The sequence below is a fragment of the Oryzobacter terrae genome, from assembly GCF_042756445.1.
Classification (GTDB): domain Bacteria; phylum Actinomycetota; class Actinomycetes; order Actinomycetales; family Dermatophilaceae; genus Oryzobacter; species Oryzobacter terrae.
Window position 1 is genome coordinate 1162533 of record NZ_CP170578.1, and the last position, 21876, is coordinate 1184408.

19 protein-coding genes are annotated in these 21876 nt (G+C 74.2%); 5 read left to right on the forward strand and 14 right to left on the reverse strand.

Annotated features, from left to right (window positions below):
* Nucleotides 1–29 precede the first annotated feature (29 nt).
* Genes ACFWN3_RS05410 through ACFWN3_RS05420 form a run of 3 tightly spaced genes read right to left on the reverse strand, consistent with a single transcriptional unit; the run spans nucleotide 30 to nucleotide 2334 of the window.
* Nucleotides 30–488, reverse strand: a complete 459-nt coding sequence (locus ACFWN3_RS05410; RefSeq protein ID WP_377644168.1) for a cytidine deaminase — start codon at nucleotides 486–488, stop codon at nucleotides 30–32.
* Entirely contained in the window at nucleotides 485–1708 is a 1224-nt protein-coding gene (locus tag ACFWN3_RS05415) for an amidohydrolase (protein ID WP_377644170.1), read from the reverse strand. The genes ACFWN3_RS05410 and ACFWN3_RS05415 overlap by 4 nt, the downstream gene beginning before the upstream one ends.
* A 44-nt stretch (nucleotides 1709–1752) precedes the next feature.
* Entirely contained in the window at nucleotides 1753–2334 is a 582-nt protein-coding gene (locus ACFWN3_RS05420) for a GbsR/MarR family transcriptional regulator (protein WP_377644172.1), read from the reverse strand.
* A gap of 53 nt (nucleotides 2335–2387) precedes the next feature.
* Between ACFWN3_RS05420 and ACFWN3_RS05425 the strand changes: the two genes are divergently transcribed.
* The gene (locus ACFWN3_RS05425) at nucleotides 2388–3293 is read left to right on the forward strand and encodes an ATP-binding cassette domain-containing protein (RefSeq protein WP_377644174.1); all 906 of its coding nucleotides are present in this window, start codon (nucleotides 2388–2390) and stop codon (nucleotides 3291–3293) included.
* A complete protein-coding gene (locus ACFWN3_RS05430) occupies nucleotides 3290–4945 on the forward strand; it encodes an ABC transporter permease (protein ID WP_377644176.1) in 1656 nt (551 codons plus the stop codon). Before ACFWN3_RS05425 ends, ACFWN3_RS05430 begins: the two co-directional genes overlap by 4 nt.
* A gap of 43 nt (nucleotides 4946–4988) precedes the next feature.
* Here the strand turns inward: ACFWN3_RS05430 and ACFWN3_RS05435 are convergent, their stop codons facing one another.
* The 3 genes from ACFWN3_RS05435 to trpS are packed head-to-tail and all read right to left on the reverse strand — an operon-like array spanning nucleotide 4989 to nucleotide 7643.
* Entirely contained in the window at nucleotides 4989–6080 is a 1092-nt protein-coding gene (locus ACFWN3_RS05435) for a mannose-1-phosphate guanylyltransferase (protein WP_377644178.1), read from the reverse strand.
* Nucleotides 6081–6084: 4 nt separating this feature from the next.
* Nucleotides 6085–6606 (reverse strand): 2'-5' RNA ligase family protein, encoded by a 522-nt coding sequence (locus tag ACFWN3_RS05440; protein WP_377644180.1) that lies wholly within the window; start codon nucleotides 6604–6606, stop codon nucleotides 6085–6087.
* A gap of 11 nt (nucleotides 6607–6617) precedes the next feature.
* Nucleotides 6618–7643 (reverse strand): tryptophan--tRNA ligase, encoded by a 1026-nt coding sequence (gene trpS, locus ACFWN3_RS05445; protein WP_377644182.1) that lies wholly within the window; start codon nucleotides 7641–7643, stop codon nucleotides 6618–6620.
* Between the two features lie 41 nt (nucleotides 7644–7684).
* On the opposite strand from trpS, the gene galK reads away from it, so the two are divergent.
* Complete coding sequence (gene galK / locus ACFWN3_RS05450) at nucleotides 7685–8848, forward strand: galactokinase (protein WP_377644184.1); 1164 nt, start codon at nucleotides 7685–7687, stop codon at nucleotides 8846–8848.
* Here galK and ACFWN3_RS05455 read toward each other — a convergent pair.
* Nucleotides 8845–9642, reverse strand: coding sequence for an exodeoxyribonuclease III (locus ACFWN3_RS05455; protein ID WP_377644186.1), 798 nt, complete (start codon nucleotides 9640–9642; stop codon nucleotides 8845–8847). The genes galK and ACFWN3_RS05455 overlap by 4 nt on opposite strands.
* Nucleotides 9643–9853: 211 nt before the next feature.
* Here ACFWN3_RS05455 and ACFWN3_RS05460 point away from each other — a divergent pair, with 211 nt between their 5' ends.
* Entirely contained in the window at nucleotides 9854–11725 is a 1872-nt protein-coding gene (locus ACFWN3_RS05460; protein ID WP_377644188.1) for a polysaccharide biosynthesis protein, read from the forward strand.
* Here the strand turns inward: ACFWN3_RS05460 and ACFWN3_RS05465 are convergent.
* The 7 genes from ACFWN3_RS05465 to ACFWN3_RS05495 are packed head-to-tail and all read right to left on the reverse strand — an operon-like array spanning nucleotide 11674 to nucleotide 19327.
* On the reverse strand, nucleotides 11674–12594 hold the full coding sequence (locus ACFWN3_RS05465; RefSeq protein WP_377644190.1) for a glycosyltransferase family A protein: 921 nt from the start codon (nucleotides 12592–12594) through the stop codon (nucleotides 11674–11676). The two genes, ACFWN3_RS05460 and ACFWN3_RS05465, sit on opposite strands and share 52 nt — an antisense overlap.
* Nucleotides 12587–13735, reverse strand: coding sequence for a glycosyltransferase (locus ACFWN3_RS05470; RefSeq protein WP_377644192.1), 1149 nt, complete (start codon nucleotides 13733–13735; stop codon nucleotides 12587–12589). The genes ACFWN3_RS05465 and ACFWN3_RS05470 overlap by 8 nt, the downstream gene beginning before the upstream one ends.
* On the reverse strand, nucleotides 13732–14982 hold the full coding sequence (locus ACFWN3_RS05475) for a lipopolysaccharide biosynthesis protein (RefSeq protein ID WP_377644193.1): 1251 nt from the start codon (nucleotides 14980–14982) through the stop codon (nucleotides 13732–13734). The genes ACFWN3_RS05470 and ACFWN3_RS05475 overlap by 4 nt, the downstream gene beginning before the upstream one ends.
* Nucleotides 14979–16565, reverse strand: a complete 1587-nt coding sequence (locus ACFWN3_RS05480; protein WP_377644195.1) for an O-antigen polysaccharide polymerase Wzy family protein — start codon at nucleotides 16563–16565, stop codon at nucleotides 14979–14981. The genes ACFWN3_RS05475 and ACFWN3_RS05480 overlap by 4 nt, the downstream gene beginning before the upstream one ends.
* Nucleotides 16562–17749 carry a glycosyltransferase family 4 protein gene (locus ACFWN3_RS05485; RefSeq protein WP_377644197.1) on the reverse strand — a complete coding sequence of 396 codons (1188 nt, stop codon included), beginning with the start codon at nucleotides 17747–17749 and terminating at the stop codon, nucleotides 16562–16564. The genes ACFWN3_RS05480 and ACFWN3_RS05485 overlap by 4 nt, the downstream gene beginning before the upstream one ends.
* Nucleotides 17749–18375 (reverse strand): sugar transferase, encoded by a 627-nt coding sequence (locus ACFWN3_RS05490; RefSeq protein WP_377644199.1) that lies wholly within the window; start codon nucleotides 18373–18375, stop codon nucleotides 17749–17751. The genes ACFWN3_RS05485 and ACFWN3_RS05490 overlap by 1 nt, the downstream gene beginning before the upstream one ends.
* On the reverse strand, nucleotides 18347–19327 hold the full coding sequence (locus ACFWN3_RS05495) for a hypothetical protein (RefSeq protein ID WP_377644201.1): 981 nt from the start codon (nucleotides 19325–19327) through the stop codon (nucleotides 18347–18349). Before ACFWN3_RS05495 ends, ACFWN3_RS05490 begins: the two co-directional genes overlap by 29 nt.
* Before the next feature lie 274 nt (nucleotides 19328–19601).
* Between ACFWN3_RS05495 and ACFWN3_RS05500 the strand changes: the two genes are divergently transcribed.
* Nucleotides 19602–21812: an NADP-dependent isocitrate dehydrogenase gene (locus ACFWN3_RS05500; RefSeq protein WP_377644203.1), complete on the forward strand. Its 2211-nt coding sequence runs from the start codon at nucleotides 19602–19604 to the stop codon at nucleotides 21810–21812.
* Nucleotides 21813–21876: the final 64 nt, after the last annotated feature.

The window sequence follows — 21876 nt, forward strand, 5'->3', positions numbered from 1 at the left end:
CCCTGCGCGCCCGGCGGTCGGATCCGGCGTCAGGGACGGACCGGGGAGACGGCATCGAGGGTCTCGCGGCCGAACGCCTGCGGCAGCACCTCGCGCAGGGTCAGGACACCCTCGGGCGTCTGGACGAGCGTCTCGGGAGTTCCGTTCTCCCAGAGGAGCTGTCGGCACCGGCCACAGGCCATGAGCGTCGTGCCGTTCTTGTCGACGCAGGCGACGGCGACGAGCCGGCCGCCTCCGGTCTTGTGCAGCTCGGAGACCATCCCGCACTCGGCGCACAGGGTGACCCCGTACCCGGCGTTCTCGACGTTGCACCCCGACACGATGCGGCCGTCGTCGACGAGGCCGGCGACGCCGACCGGGAACCCGCTGTACGGGGCGTAGGCGAGAGTCGTCATCCGGACGGCCTCGGCGTGGAGGGCGTCCCAGTCGACCTCGGGCGTCGAGGACGTCGAGGGCGCCGAGGACGTCGCAGCGGACTCGGTGCTCATGTCGCCTCCAGGGCGGTGTCGTCGACCGGGCCGGCGGCGCGGCGGCGCAGCACCGCGACGGAGGCGAGGAGCCGGGCGCCGAGGGCGATCGCCCCCTCGTCGACGACGAGGTCGCCCTGGTGCAGGTCGAAGGTCGGGCCACCGTGGGTGCGGGTGCCGAGCCGCGCCATCGCGCCGTCGGTGTGCGCGAGGTACCACGAGAAGTCCTCGCCCCCGAGGGACTGGGTGGTGGGTACCGGGTGCATGCCGCTCGCGAGCGAGGCGAGCCGGAAGGCCTCGATGCCGGCCGCGGTGTTGACGACCGGGGGCACGCCCTTGACCCGCTCGACCTTGGCCTGGACGCCGTAGGGCTGGACGACGGCGTGGACGATCTCCTCGAGCAGCGGGCCGACGGTCAGCCAGGCCTGCGCGTCGAGCATCCGCAGCGTGCCGCGGCACTCGCCGGTCGACGGGATGACGTTGGGGGCGCGGCCGGCGCTGATCGTGCCCCACACGAGGGCGGTCCCGGTGCGGGGGTCGAGCCGGCGCGAAAGGGCGGCGGGGACGTCGGTGACGACCTTGGCGAGCGCGTAGGTGAGGTCCTCGGTGAGCTGCGGCCGCGAGGTGTGCCCGCCCCGGCCGTGGAGCGAGACGGCGACCTGGTCGCAGGCCGCGGTGAGGGGACCCTCGCGCAGCCCGACCTCGCCGACGTCGAGCGTGGGGTCGCAGTGGACGGCGAAGACCTCGTCGACCCCGTCGAGCGCCCCGGCGGTGATGGCCTCGAGCGCCCCGCCGGGCATGATCTCCTCGGCGGCCTGGAAGATGCCGCGAACCGCGACGCCGCGCTGGACGAGGGCGGCCTCGCAGTCCTTGAGCGCGATCATCGCGCCGAGCAGCGCCGTGACGTGGAGGTCGTGGCCGCAGGCGTGGCAGACGCCGGGGGTGGTCGAGGCGTAGTCGAGTCCGGTGCGCTCCCGGACCGGCAGCGCGTCCATGTCGGCGCGCAGCGCCACGCGGTGCGTCGGGTCGGGTGCGCCGACCTCGGCGAGCAGACCCGTCCCGGGCAGGAGGCGGACGCGGACGCCCGCGGCGTCGAGTCGGTGGGCCACGACCTCGGTCGTGCGCGTCTCCTCACGGGACAGCTCGGGGTGGGCATGGAGGTCACGGCGGACGTCGATGAGCTCGGCTGCGAGGTGGGAGATGCGCTCGCCGAGGGCAGCGAGGAGGGCATCGTCGTTCATCAGGCGGCCGAGTCTACTCGCGGCGGTGGTCGTGCCGCTGACGGTCACGAGGACGCGGCGCCGGGTGTCGCGGCGCCCGGTGTCGCGGTGCCCGGTGTCGCGACCCCCGGCCTTCCGTCGGTCGCGGGGCGCGCGGCCCGGTGGTCGTCCCACCGGCGGGCCATGTCGTCCATCTCGCGCCGGACGAACTCGAGGAACTCCACCGACAGCTGCATCCGCTCCCCCGCGCGCGTGCCGGCCCCGAGCTCCACCCGGGCCTCGACGAGCGCCGTGAGGATGGGGGTGTAGATCTGGTCCTTCTGCATGAGGACGTCGTGCCAGGCGTCGTCGAGGACGACGAACACGTCGCGCCGCGAACCCCGCTCGCGCTCGCGGCGGATCATCCGCACGTTCGTCAGGTACCGCACGGCGCCCGAGACGCCCGCGGGGCTCACCTCCAGCTCGCGAGCCAGCTCCGCCGCGGTGAGCCGGCCGTCCTCGGTGGCCATGAGCGCGGCGAAGACCCGGGCCGGGAGCCGGGCGAGGCCGGCTTCGGCGAGCGCCCCGCCGAGGTGCTCGACGACCTCGGCCCGCCGCTCCTCGCCTGGCTGCGACGGCCCGGCAGCACCCTCGGCGGTCGTGGTCATCCCTCAACATTACAACATTCACAAACTTCTGAATCAGGCGTAGCGTGATGGTCATGACCGACGTCATCCGGGTCCGCGACCTCGTCAAGACCTTCGGCCGCACGAGAGCCCTCGACGGGCTCGACCTCACCGTCAGCGCGGGCGAGGTCCACGGGTTCCTCGGCCCCAACGGGTCCGGCAAGTCCACGACGATCCGCGTCCTCCTCGGCCTGCTGCGCGCCGACTCCGGAGAGGCCACCGTCCTCGGCGGGGACCCCTGGCACGAGGCCACCGAGCTGCACCGCCGGCTCGCCTACGTCCCGGGGGACGTCGTGCTCTGGCCGAGCCTCACCGGTGGGGAGGTCGTCGACCTCCTCGGGCGACTGCGCGGCGGGCTCGACGAGGCGCGCCGCCGTCGTCTCGTCGAGGCGTTCGCGCTCGACGAGCGCACCCGCGGCCGCGCGTACTCCAAGGGCAACCGGCAGAAGGTCGCCCTCGTCGCCGCGCTCGCGAGCGACGTCCCCCTCCTCGTCCTCGACGAGCCGACCTCGGGACTGGACCCCCTCATGGAGCAGGTGTTCCAGTCGGAGCTCGCGGCGGCGCGGGCCGACGGTCGCACCGTCCTGCTGTCGAGCCACATCCTCAGCGAGGTCGAGCGGGCCTGCGACCGGGTGAGCATCGTGCGGGCCGGGCGCGTCGTCGACACCGGCAGCCTCGACGACCTGCGCCACCTCACCCGCAGCCGGGTGCGGGCGACGCTCCGGGACGCCCCCTCCTCCGCCGAGGTCGCCTCGTGGGCGGGGACCCACGACGTCGTCGTCGAGGACGACACCCTCACCTGCTCGGTCGAGGCCGCGCACCTCGGAGACCTCGTCGCGGCCCTCGGCTCGCGCGGGGTCACCGCCCTCACCTGCCAGCCGCCGACCCTCGAGGAGCTCTTCCTCTCGCGCTACGACACGAGGGAGGCGCAGCCCGCGTGACCACCGCCGGCGCCCCGCTCCACGCGTCGCCCGCCGCCCGTGCGGCGGCTCCGGACCTCGGCCTCACCGGCACCGGCGAGCTGCTCCGCCTCGCCCTGCGCCGCGACCGGGTGCTCGTCCCGGCCAGCGTCCTCGGCCTGGTCCTGCTGTCGGTCGGGTCGGCGCAGGCCACCCTGGCGCTCTACCCCGACGACGCCTCGGCCACCGCAGGGCTCGGCGGCGTGCTCGCCAACCCGGGCGTCATCGCCCTCTACGGCCCCCTCGCGTCGCCGACCGCCGACGCACTCGCCGTGTTCAAGACCGTGATGATGGGCGCCTTCCTCACCGCCGTCCTCGCCCTCGTCGTCGTCCGGCGGCACACCCGAACCGAGGAGGACGAGGGTCGCCTCGAGCTCCTCGGGGCGGGTGTCGTGGGGCGCCGGGCGCCCCTGGCCGCCGCAGTGCTCGTCGCACTCGGCGCCGTCGTCCTGGCCGGCGGGCTGTCCGCCGCGGGGCTCGCGGGCCTCGGGATGGACGGCCGCGGCTCGCTGGCGTTCGGGGTCGCCTGGGTGACCGCCGGGTTCGCGAGCGTCGGGATGGCGGCCCTCGTCGTCCAGCTGGCCTCGACGACGCGCGGCGCGGCCGGGCTCGGGTTCGGCGCCCTCGGGGTGGCCTACGCCCTGCGGGCCGTCGGCGACTCGGTTCCCGAGGGCGACGCCCTCCACGCGCTCGGGTGGCTCTCCCCCCTCGGGTGGGCCGGGCGGGTCGAGGCCTACGGCGCGGACCGGCTCGGGCTCCTCGGGCTCGGGGTGGCCGCGCTCGGCATCGGGCTGGCGGCCGCCGTGGCCGTCCTCGACCGCCGCGACCTGGGCGCCGGCGTCATCCCGGCGCGTGGTGGACCGGCGCGTGGGGGCCGTCTCCTGGCCGGGCCGCTCGGCCTCGTGGCGCGGCAGTCGCGCGGGACGGTGACCGGCTGGACCGTGGGGATGCTCCTCGGCGGTGTCGTCGTCGGCGGGCTCCTCGGGTCGGTGGCCGACCTCGCCGACGACGCCGCGGTGCGCGAGATGCTCGACCGGCTCGCCGGCAGCGCCGGCACGGTCGAGGACGTCTACGTCGCGACCGAGGTCCGCTTCGTCGCGGTCGCCGTGGCCGCCGCCGGGATCGCCCTCGTCCTGCGGCTCGTCGGCGCCGAGCGCCGCGGTCTCGGCGAGCTCGTCCTCGCCACCGCGACGAGCCGGACCCGGTGGTTCGGTGCCCACGTGCTCGTCGCCCTCGTCCTGCCCGCGTTCCTCATGGCGGTGCTCGGCACGGTCGTCGGCGTCGTGGGGCCCGCGGCCACGCCGGCCGCCCCCGGCCTCGCAGCCGTCCTCGGGGCGTCCCTGGCGACGCTCCCCGCCGTGTGGGTCGTCGTGGGCGTCGCGGCCCTGCTCTCCGGTGCGGTGCCGCGGTTCGCCCCCCTGACGTGGGGCGTGCTGCTCGTCGCGTTCGTCGTGGGAGAGCTCGGGCCGACGATGGACCTGCCGTCCTGGCTCGTCGAGGCGTCGCCCTTCGCCCACGTGTCGCAGCTTCCCGGCGGCGCGTTCGAGCCGCTGCCCGCGGTCGTCCTCGTGGCCGTCGCGGCGGCCCTCGTCCTGGCCGGCCGAGCGGCCTACCGTCACCGCGACGCCGTCTGACGCCCGCCCGCCCTTCCCCGTGGCGCGTGCTGCGGCGCGCGGCCTAGGTGAGGTCGGTGCGGCCCTCCGCCGTGAGGAGGTCGACGACCGCCTTGACGTCCTGGGCGCGCGCCCGGGTCGTCACGAGGAGGGCGTCGGGGGTGTCGACGACGACGACGTCGTCGAGGCCCACGACCGCGACCCGCCGCCCGCCGGCCGCGACGACGACCCCGGCGGCGTCGACCGTCGTCACGTCGCCCGGGTTGCCGAGCACCCGCACCGCACCGTCGCCGGGCAGGAGCGTCGCCAGGCTGGCGAAGTCGCCGACGTCGTCCCACCCGAAGGGCGCGGGCACGACGACGACGTGCCCCGCGCCGGCCGCGGGCTCGGCCACGGCGTGGTCGATGGCGATCCGGGTCAGGCCCGGCCAGACCTCGTCGAGGCGGCTGCGGTTGGCGGCGATGGCGCGCAGCCCGGCGGCGAGGTCGGGGTGCCAGCGCGCGAGCAGGTCGAGGAGGGTGGCCGCACGCACGACGAACATGCCCGCGTTCCAGCGAAACTCGCCGGAGTCGATGTACTCACGCGCCCGCGCGGCATCGGGCTTCTCGACGAACTCGACGGCGTGGAGGGCCGTCGGCGCACCGGCCAGCGGCGCTCCCGCCCGGATGTAGCCGAAGCCGGTCGCCGGGAAGGTCGGCTCGATGCCGATCGTCACGAGGTGGCCGTCGCGTGCCACCTCGACGGCCTCGCGGATGACCTCCCGGAACGCCTCGGCGTCGGGGATGACGTGGTCGGCGGCGAAGGAGCCGATGACGGCGTCGGGGTCCTCGCGCTCGACGACCGCCGCCGCGAGGCCGATCGCCGCCATCGAGTCGCGCGGCGACGGCTCGGCGACGACCCGGTCGGCCCGCAGCCCCGGCAGCTGGTCGCGGACGGCGTCGGCGTGGACGGCCCCGGTGACGACGACGACGCGGTCACCGGTCAGCGGCTCGAGACGGTCGACGGTGGCCTGGAGCAGGGTGCGCCCGCTGCCCGTGAGGTCGAGGAGGAACTTCGGGTGCGCGGCCCGGCTCAGCGGCCAGAGCCGCGTCCCCGCCCCGCCCGCGGGCACGACGGCCCAGAACGCGGGGATGTCCGACACGGCAGGCGAGGCCATCGGCTCAGGCCGGAGCCGACCCGAGGGGGAAGGACCGCTGGACCCGCCAGACCCCGTCGTCGTCGTGGAGGTAGAGCTCGACGGCCTCGACGCGGAAGGCGCAGCGGAAGTCCGCGAGGCCCTCGAACGCGCCGTCGAGGGACGGCTCGTCGAGGTGGTGGGCCACCGTGACGTGCGGGTGGTACGGGAACTCGAGGTGCCGCTCCACGGGACCCGAGCGCACCGCGGCCTCGAGCTCCTCGCAGACGGCGATGCCGTGCGAGACCTGGACGAAGACGACCGGGGAGACCGGGCGGAAGGTGCCGGTGCCGGACAGGACCATGTCGAACGGCTCGACGCGCGCCGTGACCGAGGCGAGGTGCTCGAGGAAGCCGGGCAGCACCTCGTCCTCGACGACCGTCGGGGGCAGGAGGGTGACGTGCGGCGGGATCGCCGAGGCCATCGGGTCGCCGAACTGCTCGCGGGCGTCCTGGAGCTGGGTCCCCCAGGGCTCGGGGACGGTGACGGCGACGCCGTGGACGGGCATGACCGGTGACCCTACCGGCCCGCGGGGAGCAGGCCGACGGCCTCCCGGACCCGGGCCGTCGTGGCCTCGGCGACGACCCTCGCCCGCTCTGCGCCACGGGCGAGGATCCGGTCGAGCTCGGCCGGGTCGTCGAGCAGCTCGGTCATCCGCACGCGGAAGGGCGTGACGGCCTCGACGACGACGTCGGCCACCGCCTTCTTGAGGTCGCCGTAGCCGCGGCCCGCGAACTCGGCCTCGAGGTCGGCGATCGCCGTCCCCGAGAGCACCGAGTGGATGACGAGGAGGTTCGAGACCCCCGGCTTGTCCTCGACGTCGTACCGGACCTCGGACCCGGTGTCGGTGACCGCCGAGCGCAGCTTCTTCGCCAGCCGCGACGGGTCCTCCATCATCTCGAGGATGCCCTTCTCGGTGGAGCTCGTCTTGCTCATCTTCGAGGTGGGGTCCTGGAGGTCCATGATCTTCGCGGACGCCTTGACGATGTACGGCTCGGGCACCCGCAGCACCTCGCCGAAGCGGGTGTTGACCCGCTCCGCGAGGTCGCGGGTGATCTCCAGGTGCTGGCGCTGGTCCTCGCCGACGGGGACGAACGCCGCGTCGTACATGAGGATGTCGGCGGCCATGAGGACCGGGTAGGTGAAGAGGCCGACGTTGGCGTTGTGCCCCTTGGCGGTCTTGTCCTTGAACTGGGTCATCCGGTTCATCTCGCCCATGGCCGTCTGGCAGGCGAGGACCCACGCGAGCTCGGTGTGCTGGTGGACGTGGCTCTGGCAGAACACCGCCGAGGTCTCGGGGTCGACGCCGCCGGCGATGAACTGGGCGGCGGTGATCCGGGTCCGGCGCCGCAGCACCTCGGGGTCGGTGGGGACGGTGAGGGCGTGGAGGTCGGCGACGAAGTAGTAGGTGTCGAAGTCGCGCTGCAGCCCGACCCAGTTGACGAGGGCCCCCAGGTAGTTGCCGAGGTGGAGCGAGTCGCTCGTCGGCTGCATCCCCGACAGGATGCGCGGGCGTGCGGGAGCGTCGGACGTGGGGGTGGACATGCGGTCATTCTGTCAGGGGCGCTCTCCCTAGACTCACCGGTATGACGAGTGCCGCCGACGCCCACCTCGCCATGGCCGACGCCCCGCCGACCGGGGTGTGGTCGGCGCCGGGGCGGGTCAACCTCATCGGCGAGCACACCGACTACCACGGCGGGCTCGTCCTGCCCATCGCGCTGCCGCACCGGACGACGGCGGCGGTCTCGGCCCGCGACGACGACGTCCTGCGGGTGCACTCGGTGCAGGCCGGCGAGACCGTCGAGGTCGACCTCGGGTCCGTCGGGCCCGGCTCGCCGGCCGGCTGGGTCTCGTACGTCGCCGGCGTCCTGTGGGCCCTGCGCGACGAGGGGCACGCCGTGCGCGGGCTCGACGTCACCGTCGACAGCGACGTCCCCGTCGGGGCCGGCCTGTCGTCCTCGGCCGCCCTCGAGTGCGCGGTCGGCGCCGCCGCGAGCGACCTGTTCGACCTCGGCCTCCTCGAGGACGACGCGGGCCGGGCCCGCCTGGCCGCCGCCTGCGTGCGCGCCGAGAACGAGGTCGCGGGCGCGCTCACCGGCGGGATGGACCAGTCGGCCGCGCTGCTCTGCCGCGAGGGCCACGCCCTCCTCCTCGACTGCCGCTCCGGGGAGACCTCGCACGTCCCGTTCGACCTCGGCGCCCACGGCGACGGCCACGTCCTCCTCGTCACCGACACCCGGGCGTCCCACTCCCTCAACGACGGGCAGTACGAGTCGCGCCGGCGCGTCTCGGAGGCCGCGGCCCTCGCGCTCGGCGTGGCCTCGCTGCGCGACGTCGACCCGCACCACCTCGACGAGGCGCTGGCCCACCTCGCCGACGACGAGCAGGTGCGCCGGGTGCGCCACGTCGTCACCGAGATCGCCCGCGTCCGGGCCACGGTCGAGGCCCTCGAGGCCGGCGACCTGGCCGCCGTCGGGCGGCTGTTCGACGCCTCGCACACCTCGTTGCGCGACGACTACGAGGTCAGCTGCCCCGAGCTCGACGTCTCGGTCGAGGCCGCCCGTGCCGCTGGCGCCCTCGGGGCACGGATGACCGGTGGCGGGTTCGGCGGCTCGAGCATCGCCCTCGTCCCGGAGGCCGCGGTCGCCGCGGCGGAGCGAGCGGTCGCCGACGCCTTCACCGAGCGCGGCTGGACGGCCCCGCGGTCCTTCGCCGTCACCCCTGGCCGAGCGGCGGCCCGCGACTCCTAGAGCGCGTACTCCACCGAGACGGGCGCGTGGTCGCTCCACCGCTCGGCGTACGACGCGGCCCGGCCGACCTCGGCCCGGACCGCGGTGCGGGCCAGCGGCGCCGACGCGATCTGGTAGTCGATGCGCCACCCGGAGTCGTTGTCGAAGGCCTTCCCCCGCCACGACCACCACGTGTACGGCCCCGGGCCCGCGCCGTGCAGGACGCGGTGGACGTCGACGAAGCCGTGGGTGTCGACCCACCCGTCGAGGTGCGCCTGCTCCTCCGGCAGGAACCCGGACCTGCCGCGGTTGCCCTTCCAGTTCTTCAGGTCGTCGATCGTGTGCGCGATGTTGAGGTCACCCGTGAGGACGGCGAGGCGCCCGTCGGCCGCCCACTCCCCGAGGCGGTGCCCCGTCGCCGTGAGGAAGCGCTGCTTCTCCTCCTGGCGCGGGGTGCGCGCCTCCCCCGTGTGGACGTACGCCGAGGCGACGGTCACGACCCGGCCCGCGAGCGGGAGGTCGGCCTCGACCCACCGCCCGGTGCCCTCGAACTCGTCGGTGAGGACGTCGCGCACCGCCACCGGCTCGACCCGCGACAGCACCGCGACCCCCGCGCGGCCCTTGTCGACGCTCGGGGCGTGGGCGACGTGCCAGTCCTCGAACAGGCTGCCCCGCAGCTCCGCGCGGAGCTGGTCGCCGTCGGCCCGGACCTCCTGGAGGGTCACGACGTCGGCCGCCGTGGCCGCCAGCCAGTCGATGCCACCGCGGCGGGCGGCGGCCCGGATGCCGTTGACGTTCGCGGAGACGAGGAGCACCGCGCCATCGTCGCAAGCGGCCCCGGGCGTCCCGCCGCGGGGGTGGGGGCCCGCGCCGAGGGGTCCGAACTGCGAGAACTCGCAACCCGTGGGCCCCTGCCGAGGGCGCTGCCCCCCGTGCCGGGCGTCTATCATCGGAGTGCAGGTTCCGCCGAGGGGCCTGCGACGGGGCAGGGGCTCGTCCCGCGTCCGGCTCAGAGAGGGACTGTCGATGAAGGGCGCGTCCGAACGCGTGCGGAGCTCCACCGCCCGGTTGGCGTGGGGTGTCGTCGACGGCGTCATCTGGGCCGTCGCGGTCGTCGCCGCGACCTTCCTGCGCTTCCAGTACGACCTCGACGCGACCTTCGTCGCGAACACCTTCATCGCCGCGGGGGCGGCGGCCGCGGCCCACTTCCTCATCGGCCTCGTCGTCGGTCCGTACCGACGCGGCGTCCAGCGGGGCTCCTTCGACGAGGTCCGCGACCTCGCGGTCACGACCGGCATCGTCACCCTGCTCCTCTTCGCCGTCACGGTCTCCCTCGAGATGACCCGCCCCGAGCTCGACGTCCTCCTGCCCGGCACGGTGCCCCCGATCGCGGGCCTCGCGGCGTACTCGGTCCAGATGGCGACCCGCCTGCTGTTCCGCACCCACCACCAGCGGCGCGCGACCCGGCGCGAGAACTCGGTTCCCGTCATCGTCTTCGGTGCGGGCTCCGCGGCCCGGCTCCTCGTGCGCAGCCTGCTCCACGACGACAAGTCGCCCTACCACCCGGTCGCCCTCCTCGACGACGACCGGTCCAAGCGCCGGCACCGCCTCGAGGGGCTGAAGGTCCGGGGCACGCGCGCCGACATCGAGCAGGTCGCCCGGTCCACCGGCGCCACCCAGCTCGTCATCGCCATCCCGAGCGCCACGGCCCAGACCGTCCGCGAGCTGCGCACCGCCGCGGAGAAGGCCGGGGTGCATCCGCTCGTCGTCCCGCCCATGAGCCAGGTCATCGGGCGCGGCCTCACGGCCCGCGACATCCGCGACATCAACCTCGCCGACCTCCTCGGCCGCCACCCCGTCCACCTCGACGAGTCCGCCATCGCCCGCCAGCTCACCGGCCGCGTCGTCCTCGTCACGGGGGCCGGCGGGTCGATCGGCGCCGAGCTGTGCCGCCAGATCTCGCGGTACAACCCGGCCCGCCTCGTCCTCCTCGACCGCGACGAGTCGGCCCTGCACGCGGTGCAGCTCGACCTCGACGGCGAGGGACTGCTCCAGAACGACAACATCGTCCTCGCCGACATCCGCGACCTGCCGACGCTGCGGGCGCGCTTCGCCGAGCACGAGCCCGAGGTCGTCTTCCACGCGGCCGCGCTCAAGCACCTCCCCCTCCTCGAGCGCTTCCCCAGCGAGGCCTGGCAGAGCAACGTCCTCGGCACGCTCAACGTCCTCACCGCGAGTGCGGAGTTCGGCGTCGAGACCTTCGTCAACATCTCCACCGACAAGGCGGCCGACCCGACCTCGGTCCTCGGCTACAGCAAGCGGCTCGCCGAGCGGCTCACCGCCGGGTTCGCGCAGTCCGGCCGCGGCCGCTACATCAGCGTGCGCTTCGGCAACGTCCTGGGCTCCCGCGGCTCGGTGGTCCCCGCCTTCACCGCGCAGATCCAGCAGGGCGGCCCGGTGACGATCACCGACCCCGACGTCGAGCGCTACTTCATGCTCATCCCCGAGGCGTGCCAGCTCGTGATGCAGGCCGCCGCCATCGGCTCCTCCGGCGAGGTCCTCGTCCTCGACATGGGCGAGCAGGTCAAGATCCTCGAGCTCGCCGAGACCCTCATCGCGATGGCCGACCGTCCCGGGATCGAGATCCGCTTCACCGGACTGCGCCCGGGCGAGAAGCTCTCGGAGGAGCTCTTCAGCCTCCACGACGAGCACCGGAGCACCGACCACCCGCTCGTCATGGCCACCGACGTCCCGCCGATCGGCGCCCGCGTCGTCAGCGACCTGCACCCCATCGCCACCGAGGTGCACAGCGTCCTCGTCGGGCTGGCCGCGGTCAGCCGCGAGGTTCAGCCGTCGATGCCTGGCAGTGCCACCGACCTGAGCCGCTCGACGACCTGAGCGTGCGCGGCGGCCTCGGCCGCCGGCAGGTCACCGGCCCGGCGGGCCACGACGCGGTCGACCGCACCGACCCGCTCGGCCACCCGGTAGACGAGCGCCTTGGCATGGGTCGTCGCGACCATCCGCGCCGACGTGAGCCGCCCCACGAGGCCCGGTCCGTGCTGCCGGACGACCGCGCGGGTCCCGGCCATGCTGCGGGCGTACTTCTCCGCGGGCACCGTCCCCGCCTCGCGGAGGTAGAGCAGCACGGCGTCGAGGACGACGGTGCGGCGCCGGCCGAGGGTGCGTACCCAGAGCTCCTGGTCCTGGCAGCGGCGGTAGCGCGGGTCGTAGCGGTGCTCGGCGAACCACCCGGTGCGCGCGGTGACGGTGGCGTGGACGAGCGGCGCGTACCGCAGGTGGGCCGAGGGGTCGGCGGTGTCGAGGGAGGGGCGCATCCCGGTGGGCCGGCTGCGGGCGTCGATGGAGACCGCGTGCCCGCCGACGACGTCGACGCCCGGGTCGGCGCGCAGCACGGCGAGCGAGCGCTCGAGGCGCTCGGGGTGCATGAGGTCGTCGCCGTCCATCCTCGCGAGGTACGGGGTGTCGACGAGGTCGGTGATCTCGTTCAGCCGCACCGGGGTCCCGAGGTTGGTCGCGTGGCGCACCACGGTGACGCGGGGGTCGTCGATCGCCTCGACGAGGTCGCCCCCACCGTCCGTCGAGCCGTCGTCGACGAGCAGCAGCCTCCAGTCGGTGTGCGTCTGGGCGAACACCGAGCGGACGCAGTCCAGGATCGTGTCGCCGTTGTCCTTGAACGACACGGCCACCGTGACCTCGGGAGCGGGGTGCTCAGCCGCGACGACCTCAGGCGCGGGGTCCTCAGCCACGACGACCTCCGCTCGCGTCCTCGCCCGACCACGCGGCCCTCAGCACCGGCACGACGACGTCGAGGTTCCACGCAGAGTCGACGAGGACGGCCTGGGCGTCGGCGCGGCTGGGCCCGGGCCGGCGGGCGGCGGCGAGCACCTCGGCGGCCCACGCATCGGCACCGGCACCCGTCGGCATCGACGTCACGAGCCCGGGGACGACGTCGGTCGCACCCGTGACCTCGGCCGACACGACGCAGGGGACCCCGCTCGCCTGCGCCTCGACGAGGGTGATCGGGGCTCCCTCCCACAGGGACGGGAGGACGAGGACGTCGAGGTCGGCCATGACACCCGGGATGTCGGTGCGCAGGCCGGTGAGGTGCACCCGGCCGGTGAGCCCGGCGGCGGCCACGGTCGCCTCGACAGCGGGGCGGTCGGGTCCCTCACCGACGAGGACGAGGTGCACCGGGTCGCCCTGCGCGGCCCAGCGGCGGGCGACCTCGACGAGGAACCCCTGGTTCTTCACCGGGACGAAACGGGCGACGTGTCCGACGACGAGGGCGTCGTCGGGAAGCATGAGGTCCGCTCGCAGCGTCCCGACGGCGTCGGCGAAGGGCCGGGGGTCGATGGCGTTGGGCACGACGCGGATGCGGGGGTCGTCCTGCGGGTCCCGCCGGAACAGGAACTCCGAGGCGCCGACGGTGCACGCCATCCCGAGCGTCATGCTGCGGCGCAGGCCCCACGAGGCGAGGGCGCTGTAGGCCCGTCGAGCCGGTCCGGCGGTCGCCAGGACGGCGCGACGGTCGGTCTGGCTGTGGGCGATCCGCACGGGGACACCCACGAGACGCGCCACGGTGAGGGGCAGGGCCGAGAACGTGCTGACGAAGGCGTGGACGGCGTCGAACGGCCCCTCGGACCGCATCAGCCGGGCGAGGCGGACGGCGTACCCGACCGGGTCGCGTCCCAGGCGGCAGACGGCGAGGTGGTGGCCCAGGGCACGGATCTCGTCGTCGAAGTCCGACGGCCGGTCGGAGTGGACGAGGAAGGTCAGCCGCACCTCCTCGGGAGGGACGGCACGGGCGACGTTCATCAGCCACGACTCGATGCCACCACGGTTCATCGCCCCGACGACGAGCAGGACGGACGGGGGTCGGGTGCTCATGAGGCCTCCTGCGTGATCCGACGGACGACGACGGCGAACCCGACGAGCTGCACGACCGCGGTGGCCGCGGTCGCCAGGACCGCGCCCCACAGGCCGTACGCGGGGATCGCCACGAGGGAGACGACGACCGCCGCCACCGTCGAGGCGGCCGCGGTCGGCAGCTGCGCGCGGAAGCGCTGGGCGGCGGTCGCGGCACCGAGGAGGAAGCTCGCCGCGAACGAGATCGCCGAGGCCAGGCACAGGGCGGCGAGAAGGCCTGCGGCGCCGGCGTAGTCGTCGGTGTAGAGCAGCGACAGGACCGGCCCCCCGACGAGCCACGACAAGAGGGCGCCCACGAGACCGAGGCCGACCCCGAAGAGCACGCCGAAGCGCAGGATCCGGAGGAAGCCCGCGACGTCGCCGTCGGCGTGGTGGCGGGCCAGCCTCGGTGCGATCGCGTTGCCGACCGAGTTCACGACGTTCCCGGCGGCGAGGACGACGTACGAGACGCCCGCGAAGATCCCGAGCGAGTAGGCGCCGAGGTCGGCCTCGACGACGAGGCGCGGCACCGTGGTCGCGAGCGCGCTGAGGACGAGCACGGTCGCGAGCGGGAGCGCGGTGCGCACCAGGGACAGACGGCCCGGGCTCGGCGGGTTCCGGGGGCTGGGGGCGGTCTCGGCTCGCACGGCCCGCAGCGTGACCGGGAGGACGTAGCCGACGAGGTTGAGCAGGGACCCGGCGGCGAAGCCGAGCATGCCGACGAGCAGCTCACCCGAGGCCAGCACCCCCGCGGTGAGCAGCACGACCGACAGGACCCCGTTGACCACCTGGCTCGTCGCGATGACGTCCATCCGCTCGAGCCGCTGGTGGTAGCCGAACAGCACGTCGGAGACGGCGTCGAGGGCCTTGGCGACGGCGAAGAGCCCGATCGCGACGACCGTCTCGCGCGCTCTCCCCGTCACGACCGCGTACCCGAGCGAGAGGACGACGAGCGCGACCGCTCCCCACACCCGCACGACGACGTAGTCGGCGAACGGGCGGGTGCGTCGGACGTCGGTGGCGAGGACGATGCGCAGCTGCATCTGGACGAGGACGAGGATCGGCGCCGTCACCGAGGCCGCCAGTGCGAAGACGCCGACGTCCTCGGTGCCCAGCGTCTTGGCGATGACGGCCACGGCGGCCCACTGGGCGAGGGTGTAGACGACGTTGCCGGCGACCGTCCAGGCGATGGGGACGCGCAGGGAGCGCGGTGGCTCGACCTGGGTCACGCGGCCACCACCGGCGGGCCGTCTCCGGGCCCTCCTCCGGCTGCGGGCTCGGGTTCGCCGTCGGTCCCTCCCCGGCCACCGCGTTGGACCCAGCCGCGGACGGCCAGTGCACCGCCGAGGAGGAGCACGACGCCGACGAAGGTCGAGGCGGTGAACGCCTCGACGACGAACTGGCTGAAGCCGCTGCGCGGCGCGAGGACCACCTCGCGCGAGAGCAGGAGGCACGCGAGCCGGGCCTCCCAGGAGCGGTGCAGCCCCATGGTGAGGAACCAGATGACGAGCCCGAGGACGACGCTGCCGAGGAACACCCCGAGGTAGGAGCCGTCGGCCCAGAGCTCGGCGACGTACGACGACCCGAGGCCGCGGCCCTTGAGGTACTCACCCCCGAGCACCCGGTAGGACAGGAGCTGGGCGAACAGGCCGCTCGTCTCGGCACGCTCGACCGTCTGGCCGGTGAGGGCCCCGTCGCCGAGGCCGACGACGCCGGGGGCCCGGCGCAGCAGGAGGTCGAGGAGGTGGCCGAGCGAGTAGACGTGGCCGTCGGGGACCTGCGCGCGGTAGACGAAGCCGTACCCGACGACCTCCAGGCTGACGCTCTGCGCGTAGAGGGTCTCCCACAGCGGCCCGAGGAGCCCGTCCGCCCGCCGCGCGGGGAGGGTGCGGGCCCGCCCGACGAGGCCGAGAAGGAGGAAGGCGACGGGGACCGCGACGAGCGCGCCGTAGGCGAGCCGCTTGCTGACCCACCGGTGGCCGGAATGGTCGGTGGCCGAGCGGTACGCGAGGTAGACGAGGACGACCCCCAGGGAGAGCACGACGGTCGTGCGCTGCCCGGAGAGGAGCGAGAGCGCGCTGACCCCGAGGTAGGCCCCGCTCGCCCAGGCCACCCCGCGCGGGCGCGGGTTGGTCGCGAGGTAGGCGAGGAAGGCGACGGTCGTGGCCCCGGCCGCGACGCGGACCGGCGCGGGGAGGGAGGTCTGGTAGGTCGTGTAGAGGTCGAAGTACGAGGTGTCACGCACGTAGATCGCGGCCTCGACGTCGAGGGCCGCCTGGGCGACGAGGCAGACGACGAGCATGAGGACCGCCACGACGCGGATGCTCGGGAGGAGGGAGTCGCTCCGGTACGCCCGTGGTGTCGACCGGTGCCCCAGGCCACGGGCGTACGGCAGCAGCCACCACCCGAGGTGCAGCCCGAGCAGCGAGAGGCCGAGGCAGACGAAGATGTGGGTGTTGACGTCGGGCCGGTTGAACGGCATCGCGAACTGGTCGATGCGGTTCGGTGGGTAGCCGACCCACGACAGCACCGGGCGCGCGAGGAGGAAGACGAAGAAGGCCGCGAGGAAGGTCAGCCCGAGCGCCGAGACCCGCGGCCGCGAGGCGAGCCGGCGCACCGCGGCGAAGAAGACGAAGAAGCAGCCCACCATCGCGGGTGTCGGCTGCGTCGTGGACCATCCCGCGACGAGCAGGGTGACCCCGGCGACGAGGCTCCACGTCCCCACCTGCGGCGAGGCGAGGAGGTGTCCGACCGAGCGGGCGGCCTCACCGGCCCGCTCGCCCGCGGGCCGGGGTGCGACGCGGGCGTTCACGGGCGCGCCACCTCGCGCAACAGCGCGTCCAGCTCGCCCCACAACCGGTCGCGGTCGTACCGGGCGAGGGCGCGCACACGGGCCCGCTCGCCCATCTCGTGGCGCAGGCCGACGTCGTCGAGGAGCACCGCCAAAGCCCGCCCGAGGGCCTCGGCGTCGCGCCGCGGGACGACGAGGCCGGTGCGTCCGGGCTCGACGACCTCACGGCCGCCCGTGCAGTCGGTGACGACGGCGGGGACGCCCGCCGTCGCGGCCTCGATGACGACGAGCGGGAGCCCTTCGCGGTAGCTGGGCAGGACGCACACGTCGGTGTCGGCCCAGAGGTTCTCGAGGTCGTCGACATGACCGACGAGGTGGACGTGGGGCAGGCTCCCGAGCCGCGCGGCGAGCTCGGGCCCGGCGGGGTCGGGGCCGTCGACGCGGCCGGCGACGACGAGGTGGGCGTCGGGGTGCGTGCCGGTGATCCGCTCCCACGCGGTGGCGAGCTCCCGCAGGCCCTTGTCGCGCGTGATCCGGCCGGCGAAGGTCACGACGGTCGCCGACGGCGCGATGCCGAGGGCCTCCCGGTAGCGCGGCGACCCCGTGCTCGGGGCGACGCCGTTGCACGACCCGTCGGCCAGCAGGCGGACCCGGTTCGCGGGGACGATCGACAGGGCGGCCACGCTCTCGCGCAGCTCGTGGCCGACCGGGACGACGACCGTGGCCAGCCGGCAGGTCAGGGACTCGAGGGCGGCGAGGACGCGCCTCCTCACCCCGGACGCCCCCTCGAGGCGCAGCCCGTGCACCTGGTAGACGGTGGGCACCCCCAGGACGCGGCAGGCGGCGACGCCGAACAGGCTCGCCTTGGGGGTCCCCCACACGGCCACCGACGGCCGGACCCCGCGCAGCCACCCGACGAGCGAGCGGACCGCCCTCAGGTCCGAGCGCCAGGAGGGGTTGCGCTCGAGCGGCACCGGGAGGAACCGCATCCCCTCCTCGGCGGCGAACCGGGCGACGTCGGCCTCCTCGTTGCACAGGAGGGCGACGTCCCACCCCCGGTCGCGGAGGAAGGGTGCCTGCCCGCGGATGAAGCCGCGCGCCGAGACGCCCGACGTCATCCCGTAGAGGACGAGGGGGCGAGCGCCGGCGGGTCGACGGCCGGCCGTCCGGCGGCCGGCCGTCCGGCGGCTGGGACCTCCGCCCATCAGAAGGAGCCCTTGCCGTGCAGCGCGACGCGGACGGTGCGGGCGATGATCCGCAGGTCGAGGCGCAGGCCGGCGTTCTCGACGTACCAGCGGTCGGCCGCCATCTTCTGGCCGTGGTCGTGCGAGGAACGGCCCGTGACCTGCGCCCAGCCGGTGAGGCCCGGCTTGACGAGGAGGCGCCTGGCCTGGTCGGCGTTGTAGTGGCGCACGATCGGCAGGATCTCGGGACGCGGGCCGACGAGGCTCATGTCGCCGAGGAAGACGTTGACGAGCTGGGGAAGCTCGTCGAGGCTCGTGCGCCGCAGCAGCCGGCCGACCCGGGTGACCCGTGCCTCGGCCGTGGCGGCGGTCTTGAAGACGAAGTCGTCGGGCACGCCCTCGAGCCAGCCCGTCGTGTCGACCTCACCGGCGAACTCCCCGGACACCGACATCGTGCGGAACTTGAGCATCGGGAACGGGACGCCGTCGATGCCGGCGCGCTGCTGGCGGAAGAAGACGGGACCGCCGTCGTCGAGCCGGATGGCAGCGGCGGTGACGGCGACGAGGGGCGACACGACGACGAGCCCGACCGCGGACACGGCGAGGTCGATCGCCCGCTTAGCCGCCCGATACGACGCGCTGGACACGCTCGACCCTCTCCCTGGTGCCGAGGTCCTGGTCGGGCGCCGGGACGAGGCCCCCACGGCCGTCGGCGACGCCGACCACCTGGGTGGGGTGGGCCACGTCGTCGACGACGACGACGCCGAGCTCGCCGACCCAGCCGCCCGAGACCACGTCGACGTCGTCGAGGACGGCGCGCGCCGGCCCTCGCTCGGCGAATCCCGGTGCGGGCCAGAGGACCTGGGCCTCGGCGAACCTCGTGTCGAGGCGCAGGACGCGGACTCCCGTCGACGCGGCTCCGGCGATGAACCCGGGCGAGAGGTTGCCGATGCCGACGTCGACGACGAGCGCGCCGGGGCGCAGCCGGGTGAGCCACTCCTCGTCGACGACGCCGTCAGCGCTCACCGCGGTGACGAGGAGGTCGAGGTCGGCGTCGGCGTCGGAGAGCACCGCCGGGTGCGCCGGCTGGTGTGCCGGGACCACGGCGGCGACGGCCTCGACGGTGCGTCGGACGGCCAGCGGGTCCCGGCCGTGGACGAGCACCCTCGCGTTGCGCTCGGCGAGGAGGAGGACCGCCTTGAGGCCGATGTTCCCCGTCCCGACGACGGCGGCCCGCAGGCCGGCGAGGTCGGGACCGAGGACGGTGGTGAGGAGGACGTCGAGCGAGCGCACGGTCGCGTCGTTCGGCTTCGTCGGGACGACGACCGCGTGCTGCAGCACCTCGCGGGCGACGGCGAGGAGGTCGAGGTCCTGCTTGCGCTCGACGTCGAGGGCGAGGACGCGGCCGGGGGCGTCGAGGGCGCGCAGCACCTGCTCGGCCTCCTCGCGCGTCTCGACGAGGACGGCGGCCAGCGGCCCGTGGGCGTCGCGGCGGTCGGGGAGCCGCCTCGGGCCACCGCCGCGCAGGCGGGCCGTGCACGAGACGATGACGCGCAGCTCGGGGTCGGCCGGCAGCCACGAGGGCGTGGTCGACTGCATGACCCGCTCCCTCTCTCCCGGACGCTGTCGTCCCCTGCCCCGAACGGGCCCAGCATAGTCGAACGACACACTCGTCACGGGCGCCCCATCGGCGCCCCACGGGCGGCCGTCGGACGCCTGGAGGAAGGCGCCTCCGCCACCGCGCCGGCACCGGTCGCCGGTCGTCGCGGTCCGCTGTCGCGGACCGCCCCACCTACCCGTGAAGGCCGTCCTCCGCTAGGGTTTCTCTTGACGTCAAGATAACCGCGACCACCGAGGAGCGTCGACGCAGACCATGGCAACGATCATCTACACCCTCACCGACGAGGCCCCGATGCTGGCCACGTACTCCTTCCTCCCCGTGGTGCAGGCGTTCGCCTCCTCGGCCGGGGTCGACGTCGAGACGCGCGACATCTCGCTCGCCGGCCGCATCCTCGCCCTCTTCCCGGAGCACCTCACCGAGGAGCAGCGGATCAGCGACGACCTCGCCGAGCTCGGCGAGCTGGCGACGACGCCCGAGGCGAACATCATCAAGCTGCCGAACGTCTCGGCCTCGATGCCGCAGCTCAAGGCGGCCGTCAAGGAGCTCCAGTCGCAGGGGTACGCCCTCCCCGACTACCCCGACGACCCGAAGACCGACGAGGAGCGCGACGTCCGCGCCCGCTACGACAAGGTCAAGGGCAGCGCGGTCAACCCCGTCCTGCGCGAGGGCAACTCCGACCGCCGCGCCCCGGCCGCCGTGAAGAACTACGCCCGCAGCCACCCCCACTCGATGGGCGCGTGGTCCTCCGACAGCAAGACCTCGGTCGCGACGATGGGTCACGACGACTTCCGCTCCAACGAGCAGTCGGTGGTCCTCGCCGGAGACGACACCCTCACCATCCGCCACGTGGCCACCGACGGCACGACGACCGTCCTCAAGGAGGGCCTCGCGGTCCTCGAGGGCGAGGTCGTCGACTCCACCGTCATGCGCGCCGCCGCCCTCGACGCCTTCCTGCGCGACCAGGTCGCGAAGGCGAAGGCCGACGACGTCCTCTTCTCGGTGCACCTCAAGGCCACGATGATGAAGGTCAGCGACCCCATCGTCTTCGGCCACGTGGTGAAGGCTTGTCTTCCGGCCGTGTTCGAGCGGTACGGCGACGACCTCGCCGCCGCCGGCCTGTCGCCGAACAACGGGCTCGGCTCCATCCTCGACGGCCTGTCGGCCCTGCCGAACGGCGACGAGATCAGGGCCGCGATCGACGCGGGGGTCGCCGCCGGCCCCAAGCTCGCGATGGTGAACTCCGACAAGGGGATCACCAACCTCCACGTCCCGAGCGACGTCATCGTCGACGCCTCGATGCCCGCGATGATCCGCACCTCCGGACACATGTGGGGCCCCGACGGCGAGGAGGCCGACACCCTCGCCGTCATCCCCGACAGCTCGTACGCCGGCATCTACCAGGCCGTCATCGACGACTGCCGCGCGCACGGCGCCTACGACCCCACGACGATGGGCTCGGTGCCCAACGTCGGCCTCATGGCGCAGAAGGCCGAGGAGTACGGCAGCCACGACAAGACGTTCGAGATCGAGGCCGACGGCCGGGTCGAGGTCGTCGACGCGGCCGGCGAGGTCGTGATGTCGCACGACGTCTCCACCGGCGACATCTGGCGTGCCTGCCAGACCAAGGACGCCCCGATCCGCGACTGGGTCAAGCTCGCCGTCACGCGCGCCCGCGCCTCGGGCACCCCGGCCGTGTTCTGGCTCGACGAGACCCGCGCCCACGACCGCAACCTCATCGCCAAGGTCGAGACCTACCTCGCCGACCACGACACCGAGGGCCTCGACCTGCGGATCATGGCGCCCGTCGAGGCGGCCACCCTGTCGGTCGAGCGGATCCGCCGCGGCGAGGACACCATCTCGGTCACCGGCAACGTCCTGCGCGACTACAACACCGACCTCTTCCCGATCCTCGAGCTCGGCACCTCGGCCAAGATGCTCTCGGTCGTGCCGCTGATGAACGGTGGCGGGCTCTTCGAGACCGGGGCCGGTGGGTCGGCGCCGAAGCACGTGCAGCAGCTCGTCCAGGAGAACTACCTGCGCTGGGACAGCCTCGGCGAGTTCCTGGCCCTCGCCGAGTCCTTCCGCCACGAGGCGACGAACGGCAACGCCCGCGCCGGGGTCCTGGGCGAGTCCCTCGACCGCGCCACCGAGCGCCTGCTCAACGAGAACAAGGGCCCGGCCCGTCGCGTCGGGCAGATCGACAACCGCGGCAGCCACTTCTGGCTCGCGCGCTTCTGGGCCGAGGAGCTCGCGCAGCAGACCGAGGACGCCGACCTCGCCGCGACCTTCGCGTCCGTCTCCGAGCAGCTCGTCGCCGACAGCGAGGCCATCGACGCCGAGCTCATCGCGGTGCAGGGCAGCCCGGCCGACATCGGTGGCTACTACCGGCCCGACAGCGAGAAGGCGGCGGCGGTCATGCGCCCGTCGGAGACCTTCAACCGGATCCTCGCCACGCTGGGCTGACGGCTCGGGTCGCCGTGGCTCGAACGAGCCATGGCGACCCGGTCCCCGCACGGAGGACGATGGC

Excerpts from the sequence above, each read along its gene's own strand:
- ACFWN3_RS05500 (WP_377644203.1), top strand. The coding sequence starts at position 19,602 with ATGGCAACGATCATCTACACCCTCACCGACGAGGCCCCGATGCTGGCC.
- ACFWN3_RS05435 (WP_377644178.1), bottom strand. The coding sequence starts at position 6,080 with ATGGCCTCGCCTGCCGTGTCGGACATCCCCGCGTTCTGGGCCGTCGTG.
- ACFWN3_RS05425 (WP_377644174.1), top strand. The coding sequence starts at position 2,388 with ATGACCGACGTCATCCGGGTCCGCGACCTCGTCAAGACCTTCGGCCGC.
- ACFWN3_RS05470 (WP_377644192.1), bottom strand. The coding sequence starts at position 13,735 with ATGAGCACCCGACCCCCGTCCGTCCTGCTCGTCGTCGGGGCGATGAAC.
- trpS (WP_377644182.1), bottom strand. The coding sequence starts at position 7,643 with ATGTCCACCCCCACGTCCGACGCTCCCGCACGCCCGCGCATCCTGTCG.
- ACFWN3_RS05485 (WP_377644197.1), bottom strand. The coding sequence starts at position 17,749 with ATGGGCGGAGGTCCCAGCCGCCGGACGGCCGGCCGCCGGACGGCCGGC.
- ACFWN3_RS05410 (WP_377644168.1), bottom strand. The coding sequence starts at position 488 with ATGAGCACCGAGTCCGCTGCGACGTCCTCGGCGCCCTCGACGTCCTCG.
- ACFWN3_RS05415 (WP_377644170.1), bottom strand. The coding sequence starts at position 1,708 with ATGAACGACGATGCCCTCCTCGCTGCCCTCGGCGAGCGCATCTCCCAC.
- ACFWN3_RS05420 (WP_377644172.1), bottom strand. The coding sequence starts at position 2,334 with ATGACCACGACCGCCGAGGGTGCTGCCGGGCCGTCGCAGCCAGGCGAG.
- galK (WP_377644184.1), top strand. The coding sequence starts at position 7,685 with ATGACGAGTGCCGCCGACGCCCACCTCGCCATGGCCGACGCCCCGCCG.
- ACFWN3_RS05440 (WP_377644180.1), bottom strand. The coding sequence starts at position 6,606 with ATGCCCGTCCACGGCGTCGCCGTCACCGTCCCCGAGCCCTGGGGGACC.
- ACFWN3_RS05460 (WP_377644188.1), top strand. The coding sequence starts at position 9,854 with ATGAAGGGCGCGTCCGAACGCGTGCGGAGCTCCACCGCCCGGTTGGCG.
- ACFWN3_RS05495 (WP_377644201.1), bottom strand. The coding sequence starts at position 19,327 with ATGCAGTCGACCACGCCCTCGTGGCTGCCGGCCGACCCCGAGCTGCGC.